The 21438-nt window shown below is 71.6% G+C and carries 21 protein-coding genes; 16 read left to right on the forward strand and 5 right to left on the reverse strand.

The features are described from left to right. Positions 1-45: 45 nt before the first annotated feature. Entirely contained in the window at positions 46-174 is a 129-nt protein-coding gene (locus AB0L65_RS36390) for an SAM-dependent methyltransferase (RefSeq protein WP_364255276.1), read from the reverse strand. Between the two features lie 229 nt (positions 175-403). Here AB0L65_RS36390 and AB0L65_RS36395 point away from each other — a divergent pair, with 229 nt between their 5' ends. Further along, positions 404-952, forward strand: a complete 549-nt coding sequence (locus AB0L65_RS36395; protein WP_364254927.1) for a sigma-70 family RNA polymerase sigma factor — start codon at positions 404-406, stop codon at positions 950-952. Then, positions 949-2019, forward strand: coding sequence for a CU044_5270 family protein (locus AB0L65_RS36400; protein ID WP_364254930.1), 1071 nt, complete (start codon positions 949-951; stop codon positions 2017-2019). Before AB0L65_RS36395 ends, AB0L65_RS36400 begins: the two co-directional genes overlap by 4 nt. 55 nt (positions 2020-2074) lie before the next feature. Here AB0L65_RS36400 and AB0L65_RS36405 read toward each other — a convergent pair whose 3' ends face one another. Continuing rightward, positions 2075-2827 carry a SpoIIE family protein phosphatase gene (locus tag AB0L65_RS36405; RefSeq protein ID WP_364254933.1) on the reverse strand — a complete coding sequence of 251 codons (753 nt, stop codon included), beginning with the start codon at positions 2825-2827 and terminating at the stop codon, positions 2075-2077. A gap of 325 nt (positions 2828-3152) precedes the next feature. Here AB0L65_RS36405 and AB0L65_RS36410 point away from each other — a divergent pair, with 325 nt between their 5' ends. From AB0L65_RS36410 to AB0L65_RS36425, 4 genes are all read left to right on the forward strand, one after another. After that, positions 3153-4262 (forward strand): hypothetical protein, encoded by a 1110-nt coding sequence (locus AB0L65_RS36410; RefSeq protein WP_364254936.1) that lies wholly within the window; start codon positions 3153-3155, stop codon positions 4260-4262. Positions 4263-4355: 93 nt separating this feature from the next. Further along, positions 4356-5495, forward strand: coding sequence for a hypothetical protein (locus tag AB0L65_RS36415; RefSeq protein WP_364254939.1), 1140 nt, complete (start codon positions 4356-4358; stop codon positions 5493-5495). After that, on the forward strand, positions 5492-6175 hold the full coding sequence (locus tag AB0L65_RS36420) for a response regulator (RefSeq protein WP_364254942.1): 684 nt from the start codon (positions 5492-5494) through the stop codon (positions 6173-6175). The genes AB0L65_RS36415 and AB0L65_RS36420 overlap by 4 nt, the downstream gene beginning before the upstream one ends. Positions 6176-6272: 97 nt before the next feature. Next, on the forward strand, positions 6273-7196 hold the full coding sequence (locus AB0L65_RS36425) for a TauD/TfdA family dioxygenase (protein WP_364254945.1): 924 nt from the start codon (positions 6273-6275) through the stop codon (positions 7194-7196). Here the strand turns inward: AB0L65_RS36425 and AB0L65_RS36430 are convergent. Beyond that, a complete protein-coding gene (locus tag AB0L65_RS36430) occupies positions 7193-7765 on the reverse strand; it encodes a Uma2 family endonuclease (RefSeq protein ID WP_364254949.1) in 573 nt (190 codons plus the stop codon). The two genes, AB0L65_RS36425 and AB0L65_RS36430, sit on opposite strands and share 4 nt — an antisense overlap. Before the next feature lie 320 nt (positions 7766-8085). On the opposite strand from AB0L65_RS36430, the gene AB0L65_RS36435 reads away from it, so the two are divergent. Further along, positions 8086-8754, forward strand: a complete 669-nt coding sequence (locus AB0L65_RS36435; protein WP_364254952.1) for a lytic polysaccharide monooxygenase — start codon at positions 8086-8088, stop codon at positions 8752-8754. Between the two features lie 7 nt (positions 8755-8761). Here the strand turns inward: AB0L65_RS36435 and AB0L65_RS36440 are convergent, their stop codons facing one another. Beyond that, positions 8762-10033 (reverse strand): LacI family DNA-binding transcriptional regulator, encoded by a 1272-nt coding sequence (locus AB0L65_RS36440; protein WP_364254955.1) that lies wholly within the window; start codon positions 10031-10033, stop codon positions 8762-8764. Positions 10034-10594: 561 nt separating this feature from the next. Between AB0L65_RS36440 and AB0L65_RS36445 the strand changes: the two genes are divergently transcribed. From AB0L65_RS36445 to AB0L65_RS36485, 9 genes are read left to right on the forward strand one after another with little or no spacing between them, the layout of a single operon-like run. Then, entirely contained in the window at positions 10595-12493 is a 1899-nt protein-coding gene (locus tag AB0L65_RS36445) for a primary-amine oxidase (protein WP_364254958.1), read from the forward strand. A 14-nt stretch (positions 12494-12507) separates the two neighbouring features. Further along, a complete protein-coding gene (locus AB0L65_RS36450) occupies positions 12508-14130 on the forward strand; it encodes an ABC transporter substrate-binding protein (RefSeq protein ID WP_364254961.1) in 1623 nt (540 codons plus the stop codon). 2 nt (positions 14131-14132) lie between these two features. After that, complete coding sequence (locus AB0L65_RS36455) at positions 14133-15101, forward strand: ABC transporter permease (RefSeq protein WP_364254964.1); 969 nt, start codon at positions 14133-14135, stop codon at positions 15099-15101. Continuing rightward, a complete protein-coding gene (locus tag AB0L65_RS36460) occupies positions 15098-15916 on the forward strand; it encodes an ABC transporter permease (protein WP_364254967.1) in 819 nt (272 codons plus the stop codon). Before AB0L65_RS36455 ends, AB0L65_RS36460 begins: the two co-directional genes overlap by 4 nt. Beyond that, on the forward strand, positions 15913-16839 hold the full coding sequence (locus tag AB0L65_RS36465; protein WP_364254970.1) for an ABC transporter ATP-binding protein: 927 nt from the start codon (positions 15913-15915) through the stop codon (positions 16837-16839). The genes AB0L65_RS36460 and AB0L65_RS36465 overlap by 4 nt, the downstream gene beginning before the upstream one ends. After that, entirely contained in the window at positions 16836-17573 is a 738-nt protein-coding gene (locus AB0L65_RS36470) for a dipeptide/oligopeptide/nickel ABC transporter ATP-binding protein (protein WP_364254973.1), read from the forward strand. The genes AB0L65_RS36465 and AB0L65_RS36470 overlap by 4 nt, the downstream gene beginning before the upstream one ends. Next, positions 17570-18568, forward strand: a complete 999-nt coding sequence (locus AB0L65_RS36475) for a P1 family peptidase (RefSeq protein WP_364254976.1) — start codon at positions 17570-17572, stop codon at positions 18566-18568. The genes AB0L65_RS36470 and AB0L65_RS36475 overlap by 4 nt, the downstream gene beginning before the upstream one ends. Positions 18569-18572: 4 nt before the next feature. Beyond that, on the forward strand, positions 18573-19169 hold the full coding sequence (locus AB0L65_RS36480) for an FMN-binding negative transcriptional regulator (protein ID WP_364254979.1): 597 nt from the start codon (positions 18573-18575) through the stop codon (positions 19167-19169). Then, complete coding sequence (locus AB0L65_RS36485; protein ID WP_364254982.1) at positions 19166-20233, forward strand: C45 family peptidase; 1068 nt, start codon at positions 19166-19168, stop codon at positions 20231-20233. Before AB0L65_RS36480 ends, AB0L65_RS36485 begins: the two co-directional genes overlap by 4 nt. On the opposite strand, the gene AB0L65_RS36490 is transcribed toward AB0L65_RS36485, so the two are convergent. Further along, positions 20234-21397, reverse strand: coding sequence for an acyl-CoA dehydrogenase family protein (locus AB0L65_RS36490; RefSeq protein WP_364254985.1), 1164 nt, complete (start codon positions 21395-21397; stop codon positions 20234-20236). It lies immediately after the preceding gene. Positions 21398-21438: the final 41 nt, after the last annotated feature.

Genomic DNA, 21438 nt, shown 5'->3' on the forward strand with positions numbered 1-21438 from the left:
CGCGCCGGGTCCACAGCTCGCTCTCAGGTTCGGCGTCGGCGGAGGTCAGCGCTTGTGGCCCACCCCGGCGTACCTCCAGGTCGCGGGGTCGGCGAAGAGCGGCGTGTCGTGCCACTCCGAGACCGCCACGAGCCCCGGCTCCACCAGGTCGAACCCGTCGAAGTAGCGGGTGATCCGCTCGCCCGTCCCGGGCGTCCGGCGCCTGCGCGACCTCGTGGGTGTTGCCCTGGGTCAGGATGCCCGTGCCGAGGTCCGGCGGTCGGCCACGTAGACGCGGGCCGAATGCGGGACATCGGTGTTGATGCCGTGCGGTACGGTCACGATCTTAAGCCGGGGATGTAAGAAACCCTTCCTTCGGACCACATACGCCATGAAAGACGTGTTCCCGACCGAAGGAACGGGCTTGCCCAACCGACATGAGCGCTTCACCGTGCTCTACAACACCTACCAAGCGCGGGTGTACGGCTATGCGGCCGGCCGAGCCGGACACCAACTCGCGGAGGAAGTGGTCAGCGAGACCTTCCTGGTCGCCTGGCGGCGTCTCGACGACATCCCCGACCAGGCACAGCTGCAATGGCTCTTCCGCGTCGCCCGCAACATCCTGCGCGACAACGTCCGGCAGGCCGCCCGCCGTGAATCCCTGGAGGCCGAGCTGCGCACGTGGATCACGGAGGCCGTCGCCGACGTGGGCGAACACGCCACCGAGCGGCTCACCGTGCTCCGCGCGCTGGCCACCCTGTCCGACGACGACAAGGAGATCCTGACCCTGACCACCTGGCACGGCCTGTCCACCGCCGAAGCGGCACAGGTGCTGGGCTGCACCAGAGCCGCCTTCTTCGTCCGGCTGCATCGGGCGCGCCGCCGGCTGCAGTCGGCGATCGACGCCACGGACACCGCCGACACCGCCGCATCCCGAAAGCCCGTGACCGTTCCAGGGAGGGGACCCCGATGAGCCGTAAGCCCGACGCGATGCGCCTGCTCACCATGGCGCGACCGGCCTCGCTGGACCGCGGATCGAGCGTGTCCGCCGACGACCTGCTGGTCAAGGCGGCCGCCGGGGCGCCGCCAGAGCCCGGCCGCAGGCGGCCGCGCCTCTTGACCGCCTTCCGGCTCGCCTCCGTCGCGACGGCCGTCGCGGTCGCGGCCGTCGTCCTGGTTCGGAGCGAGGGCGCCGCGCCCTCCCTGGAGCCCGCCCGTACGGTGCTGCTCGCCGCCGCGGATCGCATCGAGAACGCGAACCCGGCGACCGGCCGGTACTGGCACACCATCGGTCGGAGCATGGCTGTCGGGGCGGGGGGACAGGCGCCCGCCGGCATGGAGCCTCGATTGGTCAACTACCGGGTCACGTGCACCCACGAGGTCTGGATGGCGAAGTCGGGTCGGGATCCCAGCTGGCTCGTGGTCACCGCCCAGTCAGGGAAGCCGCTCACCGAGGCCGACGAGGAGACCTGGCGGCGGCAGGGAGCGTACCGGCTCGGCGGTTGCGAGGGGCCCGGCGTTCCCGGCGTGGGCGGTGTGACCCCGTCGCCGCCGTTCGCCGTACGACTCGACGACGAACTCGCTCCCGAGGTTTCCTATCCCCAGGTGGGATCCGCCCACGTCACCACGAAGGAGGTCATGAACCTGCCGACCGACGTGGCGAAGCTCCGGCAGGTGCTCCAGGGGTGGACCCGGAGAAGTGGCCAGCGGGCCGACGACGAGTCCCTGTACACGCAGGCCACCAGCCTGCTCTCGCAACTTCCGACGACTCCCCGGCTGCGGGCCGCGCTCTACCGCGTGCTGGCGGACCTGCCGCGAATGCGGAACACCGGAGCGACCACCGACCCGATCGGACGCGCCGGGACGGGCATCGAGCTGTCGGGCAGCGGCCGGCGGATCGTCATCGACGAGACCTCGGGCCGGCTGCTGGCCGCGGAGGAACGGGACGCACGTGCGGCACTGACCTCGTGGACCGCCTTGACCGCGTCCGGTTGGACGGACGCGAGACCGGCGCTTCCCACCGGCATCATCGGCTCATGAGGCGGCCCTACCACGACATCGGTACGCCACCCGGATCCCGGGCCGTGCGGGCGTCTCAGGCGGTGGCGTAGTCGGCGATGATCACCGTGGCGTCGTCCTTGGGGTCGGCCGCGGCCATCTCGTCGTACAGCCGGTCCAGGCACGCGCTCGGCGACAACCCCCCGGTGACCAGCTCCTTCATGCGCGCCGCCCCGAGCGCCCTGATCGCGCCGCTCGTGACGACCACGACGCGGTCGCCAGGACGGAGCGGAACGGCGCCGACCTCGGGGTTGAGCTCCGAGGGTAAGCCGATCCCGCGTAACGGCGGGCCGTCGCCGAAGGAGTGCGACGTGGTGAGCGGCTGCGGTCGCCCGCCCTTCGGGCAGTGCCAGATCGCGCCGTCGCCGACGTGCGCGAAGCGCAGGCGCGGGCTCTCGCCCGGTTCGAGGAGGATCACGTCCAGGCTGGTGACCAGGGCGGACCCCGCGCCGCCGCGCAGGGACGCGGTCCGCACGGCGCGATGCGCGGCCTGCGCGCACTCGTCCAGGTTCTCCTGGTACTTCGGCCTGGCGCCGACCACGGCGCCCAGGGCCAGGGCCGCGGCCGTGTGGGCCGCCCCGCCGCCGGCCGCGCCGCGGGCCGCCGCGACCAGCCGCTCCTGGATGACGTACGCGTCCGACGGCCGCCCGCGCGAGCCCTCGTACGTGCCCCCCACCGCCACCAGGCGCGGCCGGGCCACCGGCATGCCGGGCGGCCAGTTCCCCCGGCGGCCGCGGGCCGTCATCACCGACAGGCAGCCGACCAGGATCGAGATCACCAGCAAGGTCATGAGGTCCCCTCTCGTCGCATCGTCGCGACCCGCAGCCCAGTACACGCGCTGCCGAGCGGACGCGACTGACGGCTGATCGGCCGTCGTAGCGAATGACGGCCGATCAGCCGTCGTGCCGCGGGACGCGCGGGGAGCGAGGGTGCGGAGAGGCGGTCAACACCGCGAGCAGAGCCGGCACGAGGGAAATGACGATGCGATCCATGTCTCCACCCGGCGCCACACAGACGCTCTTACGTTATTGTGAAGCCCGTCTTGTGCTGTCATCGCGAGCGGGCGGCTCATGTCTCTCCCCGGTTCCACGAGATACGACTCCGCGACCAGGCACATGGAGCGGACCATCGCGCGCACCGGTGCGGGGGCACGGGGTGTGGTGGGGTTCGTGGCGATCGTCGCCGCGACCCTCGGCGCCGTTCCACCGGTGTCCGTCGCCTGGCTGGCGCCCGCGCTCGCGGTCGACCTGGTGTGGACAGGGCTGTTCCTGTGGGTGGCCTGGCGCGGCCGGCGGCTTCCGGCCTGGCTGGTGGCCGGTGACGCGGTCATCACCGTCGCGCTCTGCCTCGCGCAGGGCCACCTCGTCGGCGGGGCCGCGCTCGAGGGCGGGTCGAGCTGGATCGCGGGGCTGGTGACGATGACCATCGTCGTATCGGGGGTCACGTGGCGGCCGTGGGTGGCCGTGTCTGTCGGGCTCGTCGTGGCGGGGGCGTACCTGGCCGGGATGCGGCTGGCGGCCCCGTACCAGGAGGTGGCCGGGACGCTGGGGATCCACCTCGTGCAGATCCTCTGCATCGCGCTGCTGATGACGCTGCTGCGCCGCTCCGCCGCCTCGGCGGACGCGTTCCTGCGGGAGAGCGCGCGCGCCGAGATCGCGCTCATCGTCGAGCGGCTGCGCCGCGAGGACGAGCTGCGCCAGGTCGGCAGCGTCCACGAGACGTCGCTGCACACGCTGACGATGGTCGGGCTGGGCACGTATGACAAGCCCTCGCCCACCCTGCGCCGGCAGGCGGTGGCCGACCTGGCGGCGCTGGAGAAGCTGCGCGACCGGCCGAGCGCCGAGTCCGCGCCCATCGCCCTGGACGCCCTGCTCGACGAGGTGGCCGGGCGGGTGACGGGGCTGGACGTCCGCAGGCGGCTGACGCCGGAGACGGTGCCGGGGGAGGTCGCGGAGCGGTTCGCCCGCGCGGTCACCGAGGCGCTGGCCAACGTGGCGCTGCACGCCGGGGTGCGCGAGGCCGAGCTGGTCTCCAGCCGGTCCGACGGCGAGATCAGGGTGGAGGTCGCGGACACGGGAGGCGGCTTCGACATGGAACGGGTGCCGTCCGACCGGTTCGGCGTGCGCGGGTCGATCCTCGACACCATGCGCTCCCTCCCGAACGCGGGCGCCGACATCCGCTCCGGTGACCAGGGCACCCGGGTGAGCCTGTGGTGGCGGCCATGACCGGCGGCATCTTGCGGCGCGGTGGCGGCCACGACCGGCGGAATCTCGCGGCGCGGCCACGACCGACGACATCTCGCGGCGTCGGGGGCGGCCATGACCGATGACATCGAAGAGGTGGCGCAGCGGTACGCCCGCTACACCGCGATCGGCGCGGTCGTGATCACCGCGGTCTGGCACACCGGCTACGACCTCACCGTCACCGTCTCGGGCTGGCCGGCCTTCCGCTGGCCGTGGCTGGTGGCGGTGGCCTGGATCGCCTACACGGCGGTCGTCGTGATCGCGGCGCGATCGCTGGTCACGGCGTTCGAGGGCCCGGCCAGGGCCCGCGCGCTGGCCGCCGTCGTGCTGGCCGCGGACATCGCGGTGATCGTGTCCTGCCGCCCCGAGGACCTGCTCGGCCCCAGTGACTGGGGCTGGGGTTCGGTGGGCTGGGTCGGCGTACTGCTCCTGTGGAACCGGCTGGCCTGGCGGCGCGAGCTGATCGCGTTCCTCGCCCTCAACGCCGGGATCATGCTGACGGCGATGATCGTGACGGGGACCGACGACCGGGTCTCCATCGCCAAATACCTCATGGTCATGGTGGGGAGCATCACGCTCCAGCTCGGCTACGCGGTGGGCTGCCACACGCTGCGCGTCCGCGCCGAGGACGCCGCGCTGCTGGCCCGCCGGCTGGCCGCCGACGACGCCTGGCGGGAGTCCGCCCAGCGCATCCACGCCGACCGGATCCGCCGCTACGCCGCGATCCGTGACGTGGCGGAGTCACTGCTCGAACAGCTCGCCGACGGGGCCGACCCGGGGGATCCCCGCGTACGCGAGGACTGCACAGCCGGGTCCATGAGGCTGCGGCGGCTCATCACGGAGCGGGAGGACGTACCGGACGAGCTGGTTTCGGTGCTGCGTGAGCACATCGACGCGGCCGAGCGGCGCCAGGTGCTGGTGACGGCGCCGCCGTTCGGGGAGCGCATGCCCGCGCTGCCGGACGGCGTACGGGAGGATCTGCTCAGAGCACCCGTGCGGGCGCTGGACGGGGCGAGGTCGCGGGCCAGGGTCACGGTGTCCGCGATGTCCACAATGGTGAGCGTGGCCGTCGTGGCCGACAACGACGACCTGCCCGTCAGCGCCACCCCGGTACGGGAGCCGAGCGGGGTCGTCGTCACCTATCAGCGGCAGGGAGGGGAGGTATGGGTCAACAGCATCTGGGAGGGCCCGCCGGCGGAGCGGCGGGACGCGTGACGGTCGCCCTGGTGGAGGACCATCAGGTGGTGGTGGACGGCGTGAGGTCGTGGTTCGGGCCGCCGAGCCCGGTGGAGCTGGTCGTACAGGGGCCGACCATCGAATCCGTACGGGGTGTGCAGGCCGACGTGCTCCTGCTGGATCTCAACCTCAACGGCACCATGGTCGTGGACCGGGTCGCCGAGCTGTGCGCGGGCGGCCAGCGGGTCATCGTCTTCTCCGAGCACGAGGAGCCGGAGACGGTGCGCGCGGTGCTGGACGCGGGGGCGTCGGCGTTCATCGGCAAGGGCCGGGCCACCCGGGAGTCGTGCCTGGAGACCATCCTGGAGGTGGCGGCCGACCGGCCGTCCGTCACGCCGCCCATGGCCCAGGCGATCGCCACGGACGAGGGCCCGCACCGGCCGCAGCTGTCCGACAAGGAGCGGGCGGCGCTGCTGTACTGGTTCCAGTCGATGTCGAAGGCGTCGGTGGCGGCCAGGATGGGCATCAAGGAGCGCACCGTGCGCCAGTACATCGACCGCGCCAGGGTCAAGTACGCCGCCGCCGGCCGCCCCGCGCCGACCAAGGAGAAACTCCTCATCTGCGCCATCCAGGACGGGCTGGTCCAGCCGGACGAGGTGACCGTCTACACCTCACTGGCCGCCCGGGCGACGCCGTCCGACGAGTTCCGCCCTGGGTGAAGACGTTATGCCGTGGGCGATGCGGGGCTGCGTGGGCCGATCCGGAAGGGCAAGGTGATTCTCGAACGGCCTGCCGATCGAGAGGTGGTGTCACGCCATGGCGGTGGCGGAGGTGCTGGGCCCGGGGGAGTGGCTGGGGTCGGAGCTGAGAGGCGACGACAGCTGGCGGATCCGGCTCACGGAGGAGCACCGGCAGGAGGTGCTCGCCGCCGTGCACGCGGCGGGGACCGAGGTGTCGCGAGAGAGCTTCCGGCTGCCGACGCTCGGCCCCGTCCTGCGCCGGGTGCGCGACAAGCTCACACACGGTCGCGGGGTCGCGCTGATCCAGGGGGTGCCCGTCGAGGGGCTGAGCGAGCGCCAGTGCGAGACGGTCGCCCTCGGCTTCGCCTCCCACGTGGGCGGCATCGTCCCGCAGGGTCCGGAGGGGGCGCCGCTGATGCACGTACGCGACACGGGCGCCGACCCGTCCCATGCGCGGACCAAGAGCTACCAGCACAGCGGCCGGCTCGGCTACCACAGCGACCCGACCGACGTCGTGGCCCTGCTCTGCGTCCGCCCGGCGAAATCCGGCGGCCTCAGCGCCGTCGTCAGCTCCGTGGCGGTGCACAACGAGGTCGTGCGCACCCGGCCTGACCTGGCCGAGGTCCTCTACGAGCCGTGGTGGCACGACCGCCGCACCGGCGACGGCCCCGACAGCTTCTACACCAAGCCGATCTGCGCGGCTCGCCCCGGGGGCGGGGTGTCCATCGCGTACGGCCCCGACTACCTACGCTCTGCCCAGCGCGGCGCCACCGTGCCGCCCTTCACCCCGGCGCAGGAGGAGGCCATGTCCCTCCTCGACGACCTGACCAACGCCCCCCGCTTCACGCTCACCATGGATTTCCGGCCGGGCGACCTGCAGTTCCTCAACAACCACGTGACCTTGCACAGCCGCACCGCCTACGAGGACCACCCCGAGCCGTCCCGCCGCCGCCACTTACTCCGGCTCTGGCTCACCACCGCTCCAGATGGGCGCCGTTAGTCGCCGAGCAGTTCGGCAGGGTCGAAGCTGACAGGGAACGGCCAGGTAAAGCTCGCGAGCGTGCCGGCCTTGTAGCGGACCGGCGTGTCATAGCACTCGTCTTTGAGCTCGTAGACCCAGAGTGTCGGCCCTTCTTCCGGCTCGATCCGCCAGTAAACGGAGATGCCCGCGTCTCCGTACGCTTCGGCTTTGAGAACCTTGTCCCGCATCTTGGTGCTCGGGCTGCCCACCTCCACGGCAAGCAGGACGTCCTGAGGCGAGAACATGAGCCCAGTAGCTCGCGACCTCTTTTTGGGCACGACGACAAGGTCAGGGATGTAGACGTCCTGGTTGGTGGCTTTTAGATTGACGGTCGTCAACACCTCCATCTGCGGTGGCGCCGCATGCTTGAGGAGAAGCAGCCCATAAGTTATGGCGATCTGGTGCAGGACTGTGGGGGCAGGGCTCACCAGTAGGCTCCCGCTGAAGAGCTCGTAGCGGTTCCCGTCGTCCGGGAGCTTGAGTAGGTCGTCGACAGTGAACGGCGCACTGGGAAATGCTGTGCGTCCCGCCGGTTCGATCGTCGCCATTGCGGTCACCCACCAAGTATCGGGAACCTTGCCCTCGCTCACATGCTACTTCCCCCATTCTCATCACTTTAAGTTCTGAGTCGGTCGCATATTGCTACATTCCCTCCGGATCGGACATAAGTGAAAGTTTCAGTCAATCTGGCGGGTTGATAGGAAAGCCCTTTCCGCTGCTCATCTGGCACGCCGACCTGGGTATGCGGAGTGATGACCATAAGCTGACATGGCCCGTCATTTGTGTGTACTTGCGGGGTCAGATACGGTCGCCTCGCGGAGCGCTCCCCTTCCCGGAATCCCCCCGACCGGAACACGGAGATCGCACAATGCCCCAAGCCGGACCCCACCGCTGGGCGCGGCGCGCCCTCGCGGTGCTGCTGACAACGGCGATGATCTTCGCCGTCCCCCTGGCCGAGTCCGCCTCGGCACACGGCTCGGTCGTCGACCCCGCCTCCCGCAACTACGGCTGCTGGCTGCGCTGGGGCAACGACTTCCAGAACCCCGCCATGCAGCAGCAGGACCCCATGTGCTGGCAGGCGTGGCAGGACAACACCAACGCCATGTGGAACTGGAACGGCCTCTACCGCAACGGGGTCGCCGGCAACCATGAGGCGGTCATCCCCAACGGCCAGCTGTGCAGCGCCGGCCTGACCGAAGGCGGCCGTTACCGCTCCATGGACAAGCCGGGAGCATGGACGATGGCGAACATCACCGGCAGCACCTTCAACATCCGCCTGAACGACCAGGCCAGGCACGGTGCGGACTACATCAAGGTCTACATCACCCGCCAGGGCTACAACGCTCTCACGACGCCCCTGGGGTGGAACAACCTGGAGCTGGTCCGCACGACCCCCAAATACGCGCCCGGTGACGTGTACATGATCAACAGCCTCAGCAAGGGCTCGCGCACCGGCCGTCACGTGATCTACACGATCTGGCAGGCCTCGCACATGGACCAGTCGTTCTACTTCTGCAGCGACGTCAACTTCGGCTGAGCCGCTGCTACGGGCGGGGGCGGGTCGAGGCGCGGATGGAGAGCTCTATCGGGTGTACGCGCTCCGTACCCAGGGGCGCGGCCCCGGACAGCAGCTCGAACAGCAACTCCGCGCAGCTCGCCCCCGCCTCCTTCGGGCGCAGGTCGATTGCGGTGATCGGCGGATCGGACTGGCGGGTGGCGGCGCTGTCGACGCACGAGGCGAGCAGCACGTTCACGCCGGCCTCCCGCAGCAGCGGCGCCACCTCGGTCGCCGCCCCGGCCGGCGCACACACCAGGGCATCCAAAGGCCCATCCCCGCCCCACCCCAAGGCCGCCTCGCCCGGCCCCTGACCGTCGTCCCGCCTGACGGACCAGCCTTCACCCCGCCCGGCCCCGCGGCCGGTGGAGCGTCCGTCGCCTTGCTCGGCCCCCCGGCCGGATGAGCGTCCGTCGGCCTGCATGGCGCTTCGGTCGGTGGAGCGGGTGCCGCCTTGCTCGGCCCTTCGGCCGGTGGAGCGGTCGTCGTCCTGCTCAGCCCCTAGGTCGGCGCCTCGGCCGGAGCCCCCGGCGGTGTCGAGGAGGGCGCGGGCGGCGGCGCGGACCTCGTCGCCCGAGGCGTCGAAGGACACCCGTCGCACCAGCGGCACCACCCCGTGCGCCGCGCACCACTCCAGGTAGCCCCGGTGCACGCTGGCCGCCCAGTCGCTCTCGTCCCCGGCCACGATGAGCGCCGGCCGTGAGGCGCCCGACTCGCGCAGGTGGTCGAGGAGGCGGCCCAGCATCGAGGCGTGTTCCGACCACACCACGCCGTCCGCCTGCCGGGAGCCGGGGAAGCGTTCGCACGAGACCGTCGGCAGGCCCGTCGCCATCAGGCTCTCCACCACGGGGTCGCCTCCCAGCGGGTCGCCGAGCACGAGGCCGTCCACGCGCGGCGGCCGTGAGCGGCGCTGGCCGGACGTGATCAGCGTGACGTCGTAGTCGTGCCGCGCCGCCTGCTCCACCACGCCGAACACGAACGACATGTAGTAGGAGGAGCGGGTCAGGACCTCGGGAACGTGCAGGCCGATGGTGCCGGTGCTGGCCTTGCGCAGGTGCCTGGCCGAGCCGTTGGGTACGTAGCCGAGCCGCTCGGCGACCTGCGCGACCGCCTCCCGGGTGCGCTCGGAGACCCGCCCGGAGCCGCGCAGCGCGTCGGAGGCCGTCGTCTTCGACACCCCCGCCTCCCTGGCGACGGTGAGGATCGTGACCGGCTCCTCCGTGCGCACGCCTGCCCGCTCGCGCCCCTCGTCTGCTCGCACGCCCCGATGCTAGCGGCCCTGATCGCCCACTTCCGCCGAGCGAGTCGACGTGCCCCCATCGGACCGCCCGACGGTCTCCGTGTCTCGCGCGCAGCGGGGCCCTCCGGTGGTCTCGGCGTCTCCAGTGTGGCGGGTCCGTCCTGCGGTCTGCGCGTTTCGCGAGTGGCGGGTCCCGGCGGTCTCTGTCTTGCGGATGGTGGGGTCCTCCGGTGATGTTGGCGTTGCGCGGGTAGCGGGGCCTCCGGCGGTCTGCGCGTTTCAAGGGTGGTGGGGCCTGGCGGTCTCCGTGTCTCGCGTGTGGCAGGGTCCTGCGGCGGTCTCGGTGTTTCGCGTGTGGCGAGGCCCTTCGACGGTGTGCGCGTCTCACGGGCGGCCGGGCCGTGCGGTGTTCTCCCTCGTCGGTGGCGCGACCCATGGGCGGGCGGAGGCCCGCGTGGGTGGTGGGGGCTTCGGTAAACGGTCTGTTTCGGGTGGCGCTTGGGTCTTGTCTCCGTCCGGGGGTCGCAACTAAGTTAGCCCAAACCTTGCCGGAACGTTCCGGCATCAGAAAGGGGCGGAACGTTGCACCTGACCACCGGGAAGCACCCCCACCCTCTCGACCCCCTCGCCGCGCAGGAGATCGACGAGGTCAGACGGATCCTGATGCAGGAGGGCCTGCTGACCGACACGGTGCGGGTGTCCTACCTCGGCCTCGAGGAGCCGCCGAAGGACGAGGTTCTGGCGTACGAGCCGGGCGCCCCCGCCGGACGCCGGGCCCGCGCGTTCCTCCTGGACCTGGCCACCGAGACGGCCGAGGACGTGATCGTGTCGATCGCCACGGCCAAGGTCGAGGAGCGCAGGCCCATCGACCCGGTCACCGACGGCCAGGTGCCCATGCTGGACGAGGAGCACGCCCTGGTCAGGCGGGTGCTGCGGGAGGACCCGGCCTGGGCCGAGGCGCTGCGGCGCCGGGGGATCGAGGACCCGGCGGGCGTCTACCTGGCTGCGCTGAGCGCGGGCAACTTCGGCCTCCCCAAGGAGAAGGGCCGGCGGGTGGCGAGGGTGCTGGCGCACCTGATGCCCACGCCCGAGAGCCTCCCGTGGGCCCACCCGGTGGACGGCCTGGTGGCGTACGTGGACCTGGTCAAGGGCGAGGTCATGGAGATCGTGGACACCGGCCCCCAGCCGATCCCCGCCGAGCCCGGCGACTACCACCTGGGCCCGCACCGGACCACGCAGAAGCCCATCCACATCACCCAGCCGGACGGCCCCAGCTTCACGGTCGACGGCCCCCTGGTCACCTGGGAGAAGTGGAGCCTGCGCCTCGGCTACGACATGCGCGAAGGGCTCACCCTCCACCAGATCGGCTTCGAGGACGACGGTCGCGTCAGGCCGATCGTCTACCGGGCGTCGGTGGCGGAGATGCTGGTCCCGTACGGCGACCCGAGCCCGATCCGGTTCTGGCAGAACTACTTCGACACCGGCGAGTACCAGCTCGGCAAGCTGGCCAACTCCCTGGAGCTCGGCTGCGACTGCCTCGGCGAGATCACCTACTTCGACGCCGTCGTGACGGACGGCGTCGGCGTGCCCAAGGTGATCGCGAACGCGATCTGCATGCACGAAGAGGACTACGGCGTGCTGTGGAAGCACACCGATCCGGCCAACGGCTCCAGGGAGACCCGCAGGCAGCGGCGCCTGGTGATCTCGTTCTTCGTCACGGTGGGCAACTACGACTACGGCTTCTACTGGTACCTCTACCTCGACGGCACCATCGAGCTGGAGGTCAAGGCCACCGGCATCGTCTTCACCGGCGCCTACGACGACCGCGCCGCGCCCTACAGCTCGGAGGTCGCGCCGGGGCTGGCGGCGCCGTACCACCAGCACCTGTTCAGCGCCCGGCTGGACATGACGGTGGACGGCCTGGCGAACGCGGTCGACGAGGTGGAGGCGGTCGCGGTCGAGAGCCCGTACGGCAACGCCTTCGGCCGCGCCGTGAAGCGGCTGCGCACCGAGGGGGAGGGGCGGCGCGACGCCGACCTCGCCAGGGAGCGCACCTGGCATGTCGTCAACCCCGGCGTACGCAACCGCCTCGGCCGCCCGGTCGGCTACGCCCTGTACCCCGAGGGCAAGCCGGCCCTGCTCGCACACCCGGAGGCGTCGATCAGCAGGCGGGCCGAGTTCGCGACCAGGCATCTGTGGGTGACGCGGTACCATCCCGCAGAGCGCTATCCTGCCGGTGACCTGGTCAACCAGCATCCCGGCGGCGCGGGCCTGCCCACCTACACCAGAGCCGACCGCGACATCGACGGGCAGGACATCGTGCTGTGGCACACGTTCGGCCTGACACATTTCCCCCGCACGGAGGACTGGCCGATCATGCCGGTCGACACGTGCGGCTTCGTACTCAAGCCGGTCGGGTTCTTCGACCGCAACCCCACGCTCGACGTCCCGCCGAGCGCCGCCGAACGTTCCTGCCACTAGAGGAGAAGAGGCCCATGCGTCCCATACGCCTGGCCTGCGGTGTCATGGCAGCCCTGCTGGCCTCGGCCTGCGCCGCCACCGGAACGACCACCACCCCCGCCACAGCCCCCGACCAGCCCAATCCGACCGGTTACCTCGCCACAGCCGACCAATCCCTGCCCGTCGGTGGCACGCTCAACCTGGCCGTGCACATCGACAGCGGCGCCGCCACCGGGTACGACCCGCAGCTCGCCGACGTCGCCACCACCTGGCAGCTGCTCTCGCTGTCCTACGAGACGCTGGTCACGGTGGGCCCCGACTTCAGCGTGCAGCCCATGCTGGCCGAGAAGTGGGACACCCCCGACCCCAAGACGTACGTCTTCCACCTGCGCGACGGCGTCACCTTCTCCAACGGCCGCGAGATGACGGCCGACGACGTGGTGGGCAGCCTGAAGCGGCTGCTGGCCTCCAAGTCGGTCTGGCGCGGCCAGCTCGGCCCGGTCAAGTCGGTCGCCAAGGACGGCGACCGCGCGGTCAAGGTCACCCTGAGCGAGCCGTACACGCCGTTCCTGGCCGCCCTCGCCAACATCCCCGCCGCCGTCCTGCCCATGAAGGAGATCGACGACAAGTCGGTCGACCCGGCCAAGACGCTGCTCGGCACCGGCCCGTACGTGGTGGAGAACCACCGCCAGGACGTGTCGTGGACCTTCAAGCGCAACGACAAGTACTGGGCCAAGGGCAAGCCGGCCGCCGACGCCGTCAACGTGACGATCGCCCCCGAGGAGGCCGCGCGCATCGCCGCCCTGCAGAACGGCAGCGCCGCCCTGGCCACACTGGGCAACGTCGACTCGGCGACCATGCTGGCCGGGGCGAAGAACGTCCAGGCCGTCACCCAGGCCACCACGGACTTCTACTACCTCATGCTCAACACCCAGGCGGCCGGCTCCAAGTTCGCCGACCCGCGGGTGCGCCAGGCCGTCGCCATCGCGCTCGACCCGAAGCAGATCGCCGACGTGGCGCTCGGCGGCAAGGGCAAGCCGACGGCCGTCACCCCGGCGGGCCTGCCGGGCGCGTGCGACCCGGCCGCGCTGCCGTCGGCGTCCAAGAGCGTGGACGAGGCGAAGAAGCTGCTGGCCGACGCGGGTGCCCAGAACCTGACGTTCACGCTCAGCATCTTCTCCACCGAGCCCGCCCCGGCGGTCGCCCAGGTGATCCAGCAGAACCTCCAGCAGGCCGGCATCACCATGAAGATCGAGCAGCTGGACGAGGCGAGCTGGTCGGGCAAGGTGTACGGCAAGGCGCCCGCCGAGTTCGACGCCGCGCTGTCCTGGTTCGCCGGTTACGCCGACCCCGGCATGGTCACCAAGTGGTGGAACCCGGAGACGGCCGGCTTCAACGTCGGCTTCATGAAGCCGGACAAGGAGCTGAACACCCTCATCGACGCGGCCGGCAAGGAGCCCGCGGGCGCCGCCCGCGACAAGGCGCTGGCGGCCGTCTGCGCCAAGGCCGACACCGACGCGCAGATGATCCCGCTGGTCACCCGCCCGGCCACGATCGCGTTCCGGACCGACGCGCTCAGCCCCAGCCTGTACGCCACCGAAGGGTACGGCAACGTGCTGCGCCTGATCGCCGACGCCCGCGTGAAGAAGACCCAGTAACCATGCGCCTGCTGATGTGGTGGTCCGGCCGGGCGCTCAGCTCGGCCGCCACGCTCCTGGGCGTCTCCGTGCTGATCTTCACGGCCGTGCGCCTGATGCCCGGCGGTTTCGCGGAGACCGTGCTGGGCCCGTTCGCCACGGCCGAGCAGAAGGCGGAGCTGGCCACCCGCTACGGGCTGGACCAGCCGGTGTTCATGCAGTACGGGCACTGGCTGGCCGCCGTCGCGGGCGGCGACTTCGGCATCTCGATGATCAGCCGCCAGCCGGTCGGCGCGGAGCTCCTGGCCCGGCTGCCGGTGACCGGCGAGCTGACCGTGCTGGCCGTGATCGCCAGCGCGCTGGCGGGGGTGCCCCTGGGCGTGCTCACCGCCGTGCGCTCCCGACCGGGCGGCGGCGGCGCGGCGGGGCGGCTGCTCAGCGGGCTCGGCGTCAGCGTGCCGGAGTTCGTGCTGGGCAGCCTGGTCGTGTTCGTCTTCTCCCGGTACGCGCTCGGCCTGGAGGTCGGCACGTGGGTGCCGTTCACCCGGGACCCGGCCGCGAACTTGGCCACGATGGTGCTGCCGGCCGCCGTCCTGTCGGTGTTCGCCATCTCCGTCACCGCCAGGACCACCCGGGACGCCGTGCTCGGCGTGCTGGTCGAGCCGTACGTCACGGCCGCCGTCGGGCGCGGCGAGTCGCCGTGGTTCATCGTCCGGCACCACATCCTGCGCAACGCCGCCACCCCGGTGGTGACGCTGCTTGGCACCATCACCGCGTACCTCCTGGGCGGGGCGCTCATCGTGGAGCACGTGTTCAACCTGCCGGGCGTCGGCTCCTACATCGTGCAGGCCGTCGGCCGCCGCGACTACGCGGTCGTGCAGGCGGGCGTGCTGCTGGCGGCGGCGGTGTTCATCGTGATGAACGTGCTGATCGACTTGCTCGTCGGGGTCCTTGACCCGAGGCTGGGCGTGCTGGCGGGGAGGCGTTCATGAGGAAGCTGGACCGGCTGTCCATCGGCGGGCTCGTCTGCCTGGCGGTCCTGGTGGTGTTCGCGCTGGGCTCGCTGGTCGGGGCCGGGGGAGAACCGGACGCGATCGTCGGCCCGCGCCTGCAGCCGCCGGGGCCCGGCTGGTGGCTGGGCACCGACAACCTGGGCCGCTCGGTGCTGCCGCGCGTCATGGAGGGCGTGGGCACGACGCTGCTGCTGTCGTCGGTCGCCGTGCTGGTGACGGCGGCGCTGAGCGCGACGTTCGGCATCATCGCCGGATACCGCGGCGGCTACCTGAACGAGCTGGTGATGCGCCTGGTGGAGGTGCTCTACTCCTTCCCCGCCATCGTGCTCGCGATCCTGGTCGCCGCGGTGCTCGGCCCCGGGCAGACGGCGGCGCTGGCCAGCATCGTGCTGGTGACGATCCCGCTGATGACCCGGCTGGTGCGGGCCGCCGCCGTGGCGGTGTCGCAGCGCGACTACGTCACCTCGGCCGTCATCAGCGGGGCCGGGCTGCCGCGCGTGCTGGGGCGGCACGTGCTGCCCAACGTGGCGGGCACGATCGCGGTGCAGGGCACGTACGCGCTGTCGGTCGGGATCGCGGTCGAGGGCGGGCTGACCTTCCTGGGGTTCGGCGTGCAGCCGCCGCAGGCCTCGCTCGGCGTGCTGATCCAGCAGGGCGGCACCTACATGATCGCCGCGCCCTGGCTGATCCTCGGCCCGGGGGTCGTGCTCGTGGCGGCGATCCTGGCGATCAACGTGGTGGGCGACGGGCTGCGCGACCGGCTCGAACCCCGGGAGACGAGGTCCTTGACATGAGCCTGCTCACGGTGCGGAACCTGATGATCGACTACGCCGAGACCAGGGCGCTGGACGGCGCCGACCTGGAGGTGGCGCAGGGGGAGACCGTCGGCCTGGTCGGCGAGAGCGGGTCCGGCAAGTCCACGCTCGGCTCCGCCGTCGGCCGGCTGCTGCCCAGGGCGGCCCGGCGGAGCGAGGGGGAGGTCGTGGTGGCCGGGGAGCCGGTCTTCGACCTGCCCGCCGACCGGCTGCGCCACCTGCGCAGGAAACGTCTCGGGTTCGTCTTCCAGGACCCGATCGCCTCACTCAACCCGACCATGCGCGTCGGCGACCAGCTCCGCCTGGTGCTCGGGCGCGGCGCCGACGTGGGCTTCCACCTGGGGCGGGTCAAGCTCGACGACCCCCGCGTCGTGCGCTCGTACCCGCACCAGCTCTCCGGCGGCATGGCGCAGCGGGTGGCCATCGCGATGGCCATGGCCACCGAGCCCGAGCTGCTCGTCGCGGACGAGCCGACCGCCGCGCTGGACAGCCAGGTGCGCGAGGAGGTGCTGAACGTGGTCTTCTCCCTGGCCGCCGCGGCCGGGACGAGCATCCTGTGGCTCAGCCACGACCTGCCCGCCGTCGCCCGCAGGTGCGACCGGGTCGCGGTCATGTACGGCGGCCGGGTCGTCGAGACCGGGCCCGCCCGCGAGGTGCTGGGCCATCCCGCCCACCCCTACACCGCGGCGCTGGCCGGGTCGGCGCCCGCCGCCGCGGCCCACGGCGTCCGCCTGGAGCCCGTGCCCGGCCGCCCGCCCGTGCTCACCGGGCCGTCGCCGGGCTGCGCCTTCGCGCCGCGCTGCCCGTTCGCGGAGGAGCGCTGCGAGCACGAGCGCCCGCAACCGGTCCGGGTCGGCGACCAGGACGTGCTCTGCCACCGGGCAGGAGAGGTGGCGGCGTGATACTCGAGCTCGACGACGTCACCGTCACCTTCGCCGCCGGGCCGCCGCTGCGGCGGATCCACCTGGACGCCATGCGGCACGTCTCCCTGTCCGTCGCCGAGGGGGAGACGCTGGGCCTGGTCGGCGAGTCCGGCTCGGGCAAGACGACCAGCAGCCGGGTCGCGCTCGGCCTGCAGCGGCCCACGTCCGGCGCGGTCAGGTTCGACGGCCGCCCCTTCCCCAAGCGGCGGCGCGAGCTGGCGGGCCGGATGCAGGCCGTCCTGCAGCACCCCCACTGGTCGCTCAACCCGCGCATGCGCGTCGGCCAGAGCGTCGCCGAGCCGCTGGACGTGCTCGGCCGCCCGGCCGGCGACGCCGTCACCGAGATGCTGGAGCACGTGGGGCTGGAGGCGTCGTTCGCCTCGCGCTACCCCCATGAGCTGTCCGGCGGCCAGCGGCAGCGCGTCTCCATCGCCCGCGCGCTGGTCACCCGGCCGAGGTTCATCGTCTTCGACGAGGCCGTCAGCGCGCTCGACGTCTCCGTGCAGGTGCAGATCCTCAATCTCATCAAGGACCTGCAGGCCGAGTACGGCTTCAGCGCCCTGTTCATCTCCCACGACCTCGGCGCGGTCCGCTACGTCGCCGACCGGATCGCGGTCATGCGCAAGGGCGAGGTCGTCGAGACCGCCGACACGGCCACCTTTTACTCGGCCCCCGCTCACGAGTACTCGAAACAGCTTTTGGAGGCCCTATGAACGACTCTGTGACGAATGAGCCCCGGCTTGCCACTCCGTCCGCGTTCGCGCCCGGGGTCCCGCGCAACGCGGACCTGCCGCTTGCCCCGCAGGCCAGCCCCGGTCGCGGGTCGGTCGCGTTCGACCTGCCCGGCGTGCTCGTCGGCACGGCCGAGTACGCGGAGGGCCCCACCGGGTGCACCGTGATCCACGTGCCGGCGGGCGCGCGCACGGCCGTGGACGCGCGCGGCGGCGCGGTCGGCATGAGCGGCGGGTACGACTACAACCACGCCATCTGCTTCGCCGGTGGCTCGGTGTACGGTCTGGCCGCCGCCGCGGGCGTGAGCGACGAGCTGCTGGCCCGCAGGGACAACCGGACCCGATGGGACGACCTCCAGCTCGTGTCCGGCGCGGTGATCTACGACTTCTCGGCCAGGGAGACCGCCGTCTACCCGGACGGCGAGCTGGGCCGGGCCGCGCTCCGCAACGCCGTCGAAGGCGAGTTCCCGGTGGGCCGGTGCGGCGCGGGCCGCACGGCGAGCGCCGGCAAGGTGGACTTCGGCCGGGCGGAGTTCGCCGGCCAGGGGGCCGCGTTCGGCACGTTCGGCGAGGCCAAGGTGCTGGTGGCGACCGTGGTCAACGCCGTCGGCGCGGTCGTCGACCGGCAGGGCGGGATCGTGCGCGGCAACTACCACGCCGAGGACGGCGCCCGCCGCCACCCCGGCGCCGACTACGCCGCGATGGTCGGAGACCCGGCCCCGGCCGTCATGGGCAACACCACGCTGACCGTCATGGTGACGAACGTGAAGCTGACCGACGTCGAGCTGCTCCAGGTGGGCCGCCAGGTGCACAGCTCCATGCACCGCGGCATTCAGCCGTTCCACACCATGAACGACGGCGACGTGCTGTTCGCGATGACCACGGACGAGGTGGACCTGGTGAGCGTCAAGCCCACCGGCCTCGGGACGCTCGCGTCGGAGCTCGCCTGGGACGCGATCCTGAGCGCGGTGGAGTAGACCCATGCACGTCTTCCCCCGTTACGCCGCCAAGGACCCGGCCCAGGCGGTCGAGCTGGTCAGGCGGAACCCGTTCGCCCTGGTCGTCAGCACGGTGGACGGCGTGCCGGTCGCCACGCACGTCCCCGTCATCCTCGAGGGCGGAGCCCTCGAAGGCGGCGCGCTGCTCGGTCACATGGCCCGCGCCAACCCCCACTGGCGTTCCTTCGGGTCCTCGCCCGAGGTGCTCGTGGTCTTCTCCAGCGCGCACGGGTACGTCTCGCCCACCGTGTACGCGACCGACCCGGCCGTACCGACCTGGAACTACGCGGCCGTGCACGTGACGGGACGGGTGGAACTGCTCGACGACGCGCTCGACGTGGTGGAGCGCACCGTCACGGCACTGGAGTCGCTCCGCTCGCCCTCCTGGGAGCCGACCCCGGCGTCCAGGGAGAGGTTCGCCGCGCTCTTGCCGGGGGTAGTGGCTTTTCGGGTGCATGTGCATACCGAGAAGAGCATGTTCAAACTGAGCCAGGACATCGACGCCGAGCGGTACGCGCGCGTCCGCGCCTCGTTCGCGGCCGAGAACCCCAGGCTCGCCGACCTGATGGATGGTTCATGACTTTCCCCAGCTTCACGTCGACGCAGATTGACCCCCGAGCCCGCGGCAAAGAACTCGGCACGCACCGGAGCAAGGCGATCCGTGCCAACCTCTCCGGCTACACCGACCTGTTCACCGTCGCGGGCGCCACCGCGACGCAGGTCCGTACCTGGGGCGAACTGGCCCTGGAGCGCACCGCCGACTGGGCGCCGCACCTGGCGGAGGAGATCGCGGGGATCGCGGGCGGCGCCGGCCTGGAGCCCTGGCAGGTCGCCGTCGTCAACGCGCGCACGGAGATCCTGGCCGCCATCGACGCGACCGGCGAGGGGGAGTGCTCCACCTCCGTCGTGCTGCCCGGGGCGGGGGAGGCGCCGCGCACGGTGCAGACGTGGGACTGGCACGACCACCTGCGCGACGCGCCCATGCTCTGGGAGCTGGAGCCGCGTCCGGGGCACGTCGTGCGCACGTTCACCGAGGCCGGGGCGCTGGCCAAGATCGGGGTGAACACGGGCGGGCTCGGCATCCACTTCAACATCCTGCGCCACGACTCCGACACGGCCGACCTCGGCGTGCCCGTCCACCTGATCGCCCGCAGGATCCTGGACGAGGCCACCACGGTCGAGGAGGCCGCCGACATCGCGCGCTCGGCCACCGTCTCCGCCTCGACCGTCATCACGGCCGTGACCTCGTCGGACGCGGCCTCGATCGAGATCTCCCCCGCCGGCGTCGCGGTCATACCGCCGGAGCCCGACGGCGTGCTGCAGCACTGCAACCACTTCCTCGACCCCGCGCTGGCCAAGGACGAGCGGCATTCCACCGACCGGCCCAGCACGTACGCCAGGTTCCAGCACCTGCGGGCCAACACCGAGGGCCTGAGCAGCGACGACCACACCAAGCGGGCGCTGGCCATGCTCAGCCACGGCCCCGAGGACGCGCCCGTCTGCGCCCACCCGGACCAGACGCTGCCGATCAACCAGCGGTGGGAGACCGTCGCGACCATCGCGCTGGACCTCGTCGCCGCGCGGCTGCGGGTGCACCAGGGCGGGCCGTGCCAGGTCACCGAGGCGACCTGGCAGACGTTCTGATCAGTGGAACGCGGCGATCCCGGTGAGCGCCTTGCCCAGGACCAGGGAGTGGATCTCGGACGTGCCCTCGTAGGTCAGCACCGACTCGAGGTTCACGGAGTGCCTGATCACCGGGTATTCGAGGGTGATGCCGCTCGCTCCGAGCAGCGCGCGGCACTTCCTGGCGATCTCCAGGGCCTCGCGCACGTTGTTCAGCTTGCCGGCGCTCACCTGCTCGGGGGTGATCGTCCCGGCCTCCTTCAGCCGGCCCAGGTGCACGGCGAGCAGCAGGCCCTTGCCCAGCTCCAGCGCCATGTCGGCGAGCTTCTCCTGGGTGAGCTGGAACGAGGCCAGCGGCCTGGCGAACACCTCGCGGTCACCCGCGTACGCGATGGCCGTCTCCAGGCAGTCGAGCGCCGCCCCCATCGCCCCGAACACGATCCCGAACCGCGCCTCGTTCAGGCAGCCGAGCGGCCCCGACAGGCCGCGCGCGCCGGGCAGCATGGCCGCGTCCGGCAGGCGCACCCCGTCGAGCACCAGCTCGCTCGTCACGCTCGCGCGCAGCGAGATCTTGTGCTTGACGTCGTTCACGGTGAAGCCCGGGGTGCCCGCCGGGACCAGGAAGCCCCTGACGCCCTCGTCCGTACGCGCCCACACCACCGCCACGTCCGAGACGGAGCCGTTGGTGATCCACATCTTGGTGCCGTTCAGCACCCAGTCGCCGCCCTCGCGCTTGGCCGTGGTCCGCATGCCCGCCGGGTCGGAGCCGAAGTCGGGCTCGGTCAGGCCGAAGCAGCCGATGCGCTCGCCGGCGGCCATCGCGGGCAGCCACTCCTGCTTCTGCTCCTCGCTGCCGTACTTCCAGATGGCGTACATCGCGAGGGAGCCCTGCACCGACACCAGGCTGCGCAGCCCCGAGTCCGCCGCCTCCAGCTCCAGACAGGCCAGCCCGTACGAGACCGCGCCCATGCCCGCGCAGCCGTACCCCTCCAGGTGCATGCCGAGCACGCCCAGCGAGCCGAGCGTGCGGGCCAGCTCGCGGGCCGGCAGCTCGCCGGTCTCGAACCACTCCGCGACGTGCGGGCGGATCTCCCGGTCGCAGACGCGCCTGACCGTGGTCCTGATCTCGCGCTCCTCCTCGGTGAGCAGCGTGTCGATGGCGAAGAGCGCGGTCGGGGTGATCATCGGATGGCCTCCATATTTTGGATCCAATATTGAAAATCCAA

Origin of the sequence: Nonomuraea sp. NPDC052116 (assembly GCF_040680035.1) — a bacterium.
GTDB classification, from domain to species: Bacteria; Actinomycetota; Actinomycetes; order Streptosporangiales; family Streptosporangiaceae; genus Nonomuraea; species Nonomuraea angiospora_A.

Excerpts from the sequence above, each read along its gene's own strand:
- AB0L65_RS36400 (WP_364254930.1), top strand. The coding sequence starts at position 949 with ATGAGCCGTAAGCCCGACGCGATGCGCCTGCTCACCATGGCGCGACCG.
- AB0L65_RS36405 (WP_364254933.1), bottom strand. The coding sequence starts at position 2,827 with ATGACCTTGCTGGTGATCTCGATCCTGGTCGGCTGCCTGTCGGTGATG.
- AB0L65_RS36410 (WP_364254936.1), top strand. The coding sequence starts at position 3,153 with ATGGAGCGGACCATCGCGCGCACCGGTGCGGGGGCACGGGGTGTGGTG.
- AB0L65_RS36415 (WP_364254939.1), top strand. The coding sequence starts at position 4,356 with ATGACCGATGACATCGAAGAGGTGGCGCAGCGGTACGCCCGCTACACC.
- AB0L65_RS36425 (WP_364254945.1), top strand. The coding sequence starts at position 6,273 with ATGGCGGTGGCGGAGGTGCTGGGCCCGGGGGAGTGGCTGGGGTCGGAG.
- AB0L65_RS36430 (WP_364254949.1), bottom strand. The coding sequence starts at position 7,765 with ATGGCGACGATCGAACCGGCGGGACGCACAGCATTTCCCAGTGCGCCG.
- AB0L65_RS36435 (WP_364254952.1), top strand. The coding sequence starts at position 8,086 with ATGCCCCAAGCCGGACCCCACCGCTGGGCGCGGCGCGCCCTCGCGGTG.
- AB0L65_RS36450 (WP_364254961.1), top strand. The coding sequence starts at position 12,508 with ATGCGTCCCATACGCCTGGCCTGCGGTGTCATGGCAGCCCTGCTGGCC.
- AB0L65_RS36455 (WP_364254964.1), top strand. The coding sequence starts at position 14,133 with ATGCGCCTGCTGATGTGGTGGTCCGGCCGGGCGCTCAGCTCGGCCGCC.
- AB0L65_RS36460 (WP_364254967.1), top strand. The coding sequence starts at position 15,098 with ATGAGGAAGCTGGACCGGCTGTCCATCGGCGGGCTCGTCTGCCTGGCG.
- AB0L65_RS36465 (WP_364254970.1), top strand. The coding sequence starts at position 15,913 with ATGAGCCTGCTCACGGTGCGGAACCTGATGATCGACTACGCCGAGACC.
- AB0L65_RS36475 (WP_364254976.1), top strand. The coding sequence starts at position 17,570 with ATGAACGACTCTGTGACGAATGAGCCCCGGCTTGCCACTCCGTCCGCG.
- AB0L65_RS36480 (WP_364254979.1), top strand. The coding sequence starts at position 18,573 with ATGCACGTCTTCCCCCGTTACGCCGCCAAGGACCCGGCCCAGGCGGTC.
- AB0L65_RS36485 (WP_364254982.1), top strand. The coding sequence starts at position 19,166 with ATGACTTTCCCCAGCTTCACGTCGACGCAGATTGACCCCCGAGCCCGC.
- AB0L65_RS36490 (WP_364254985.1), bottom strand. The coding sequence starts at position 21,397 with ATGATCACCCCGACCGCGCTCTTCGCCATCGACACGCTGCTCACCGAG.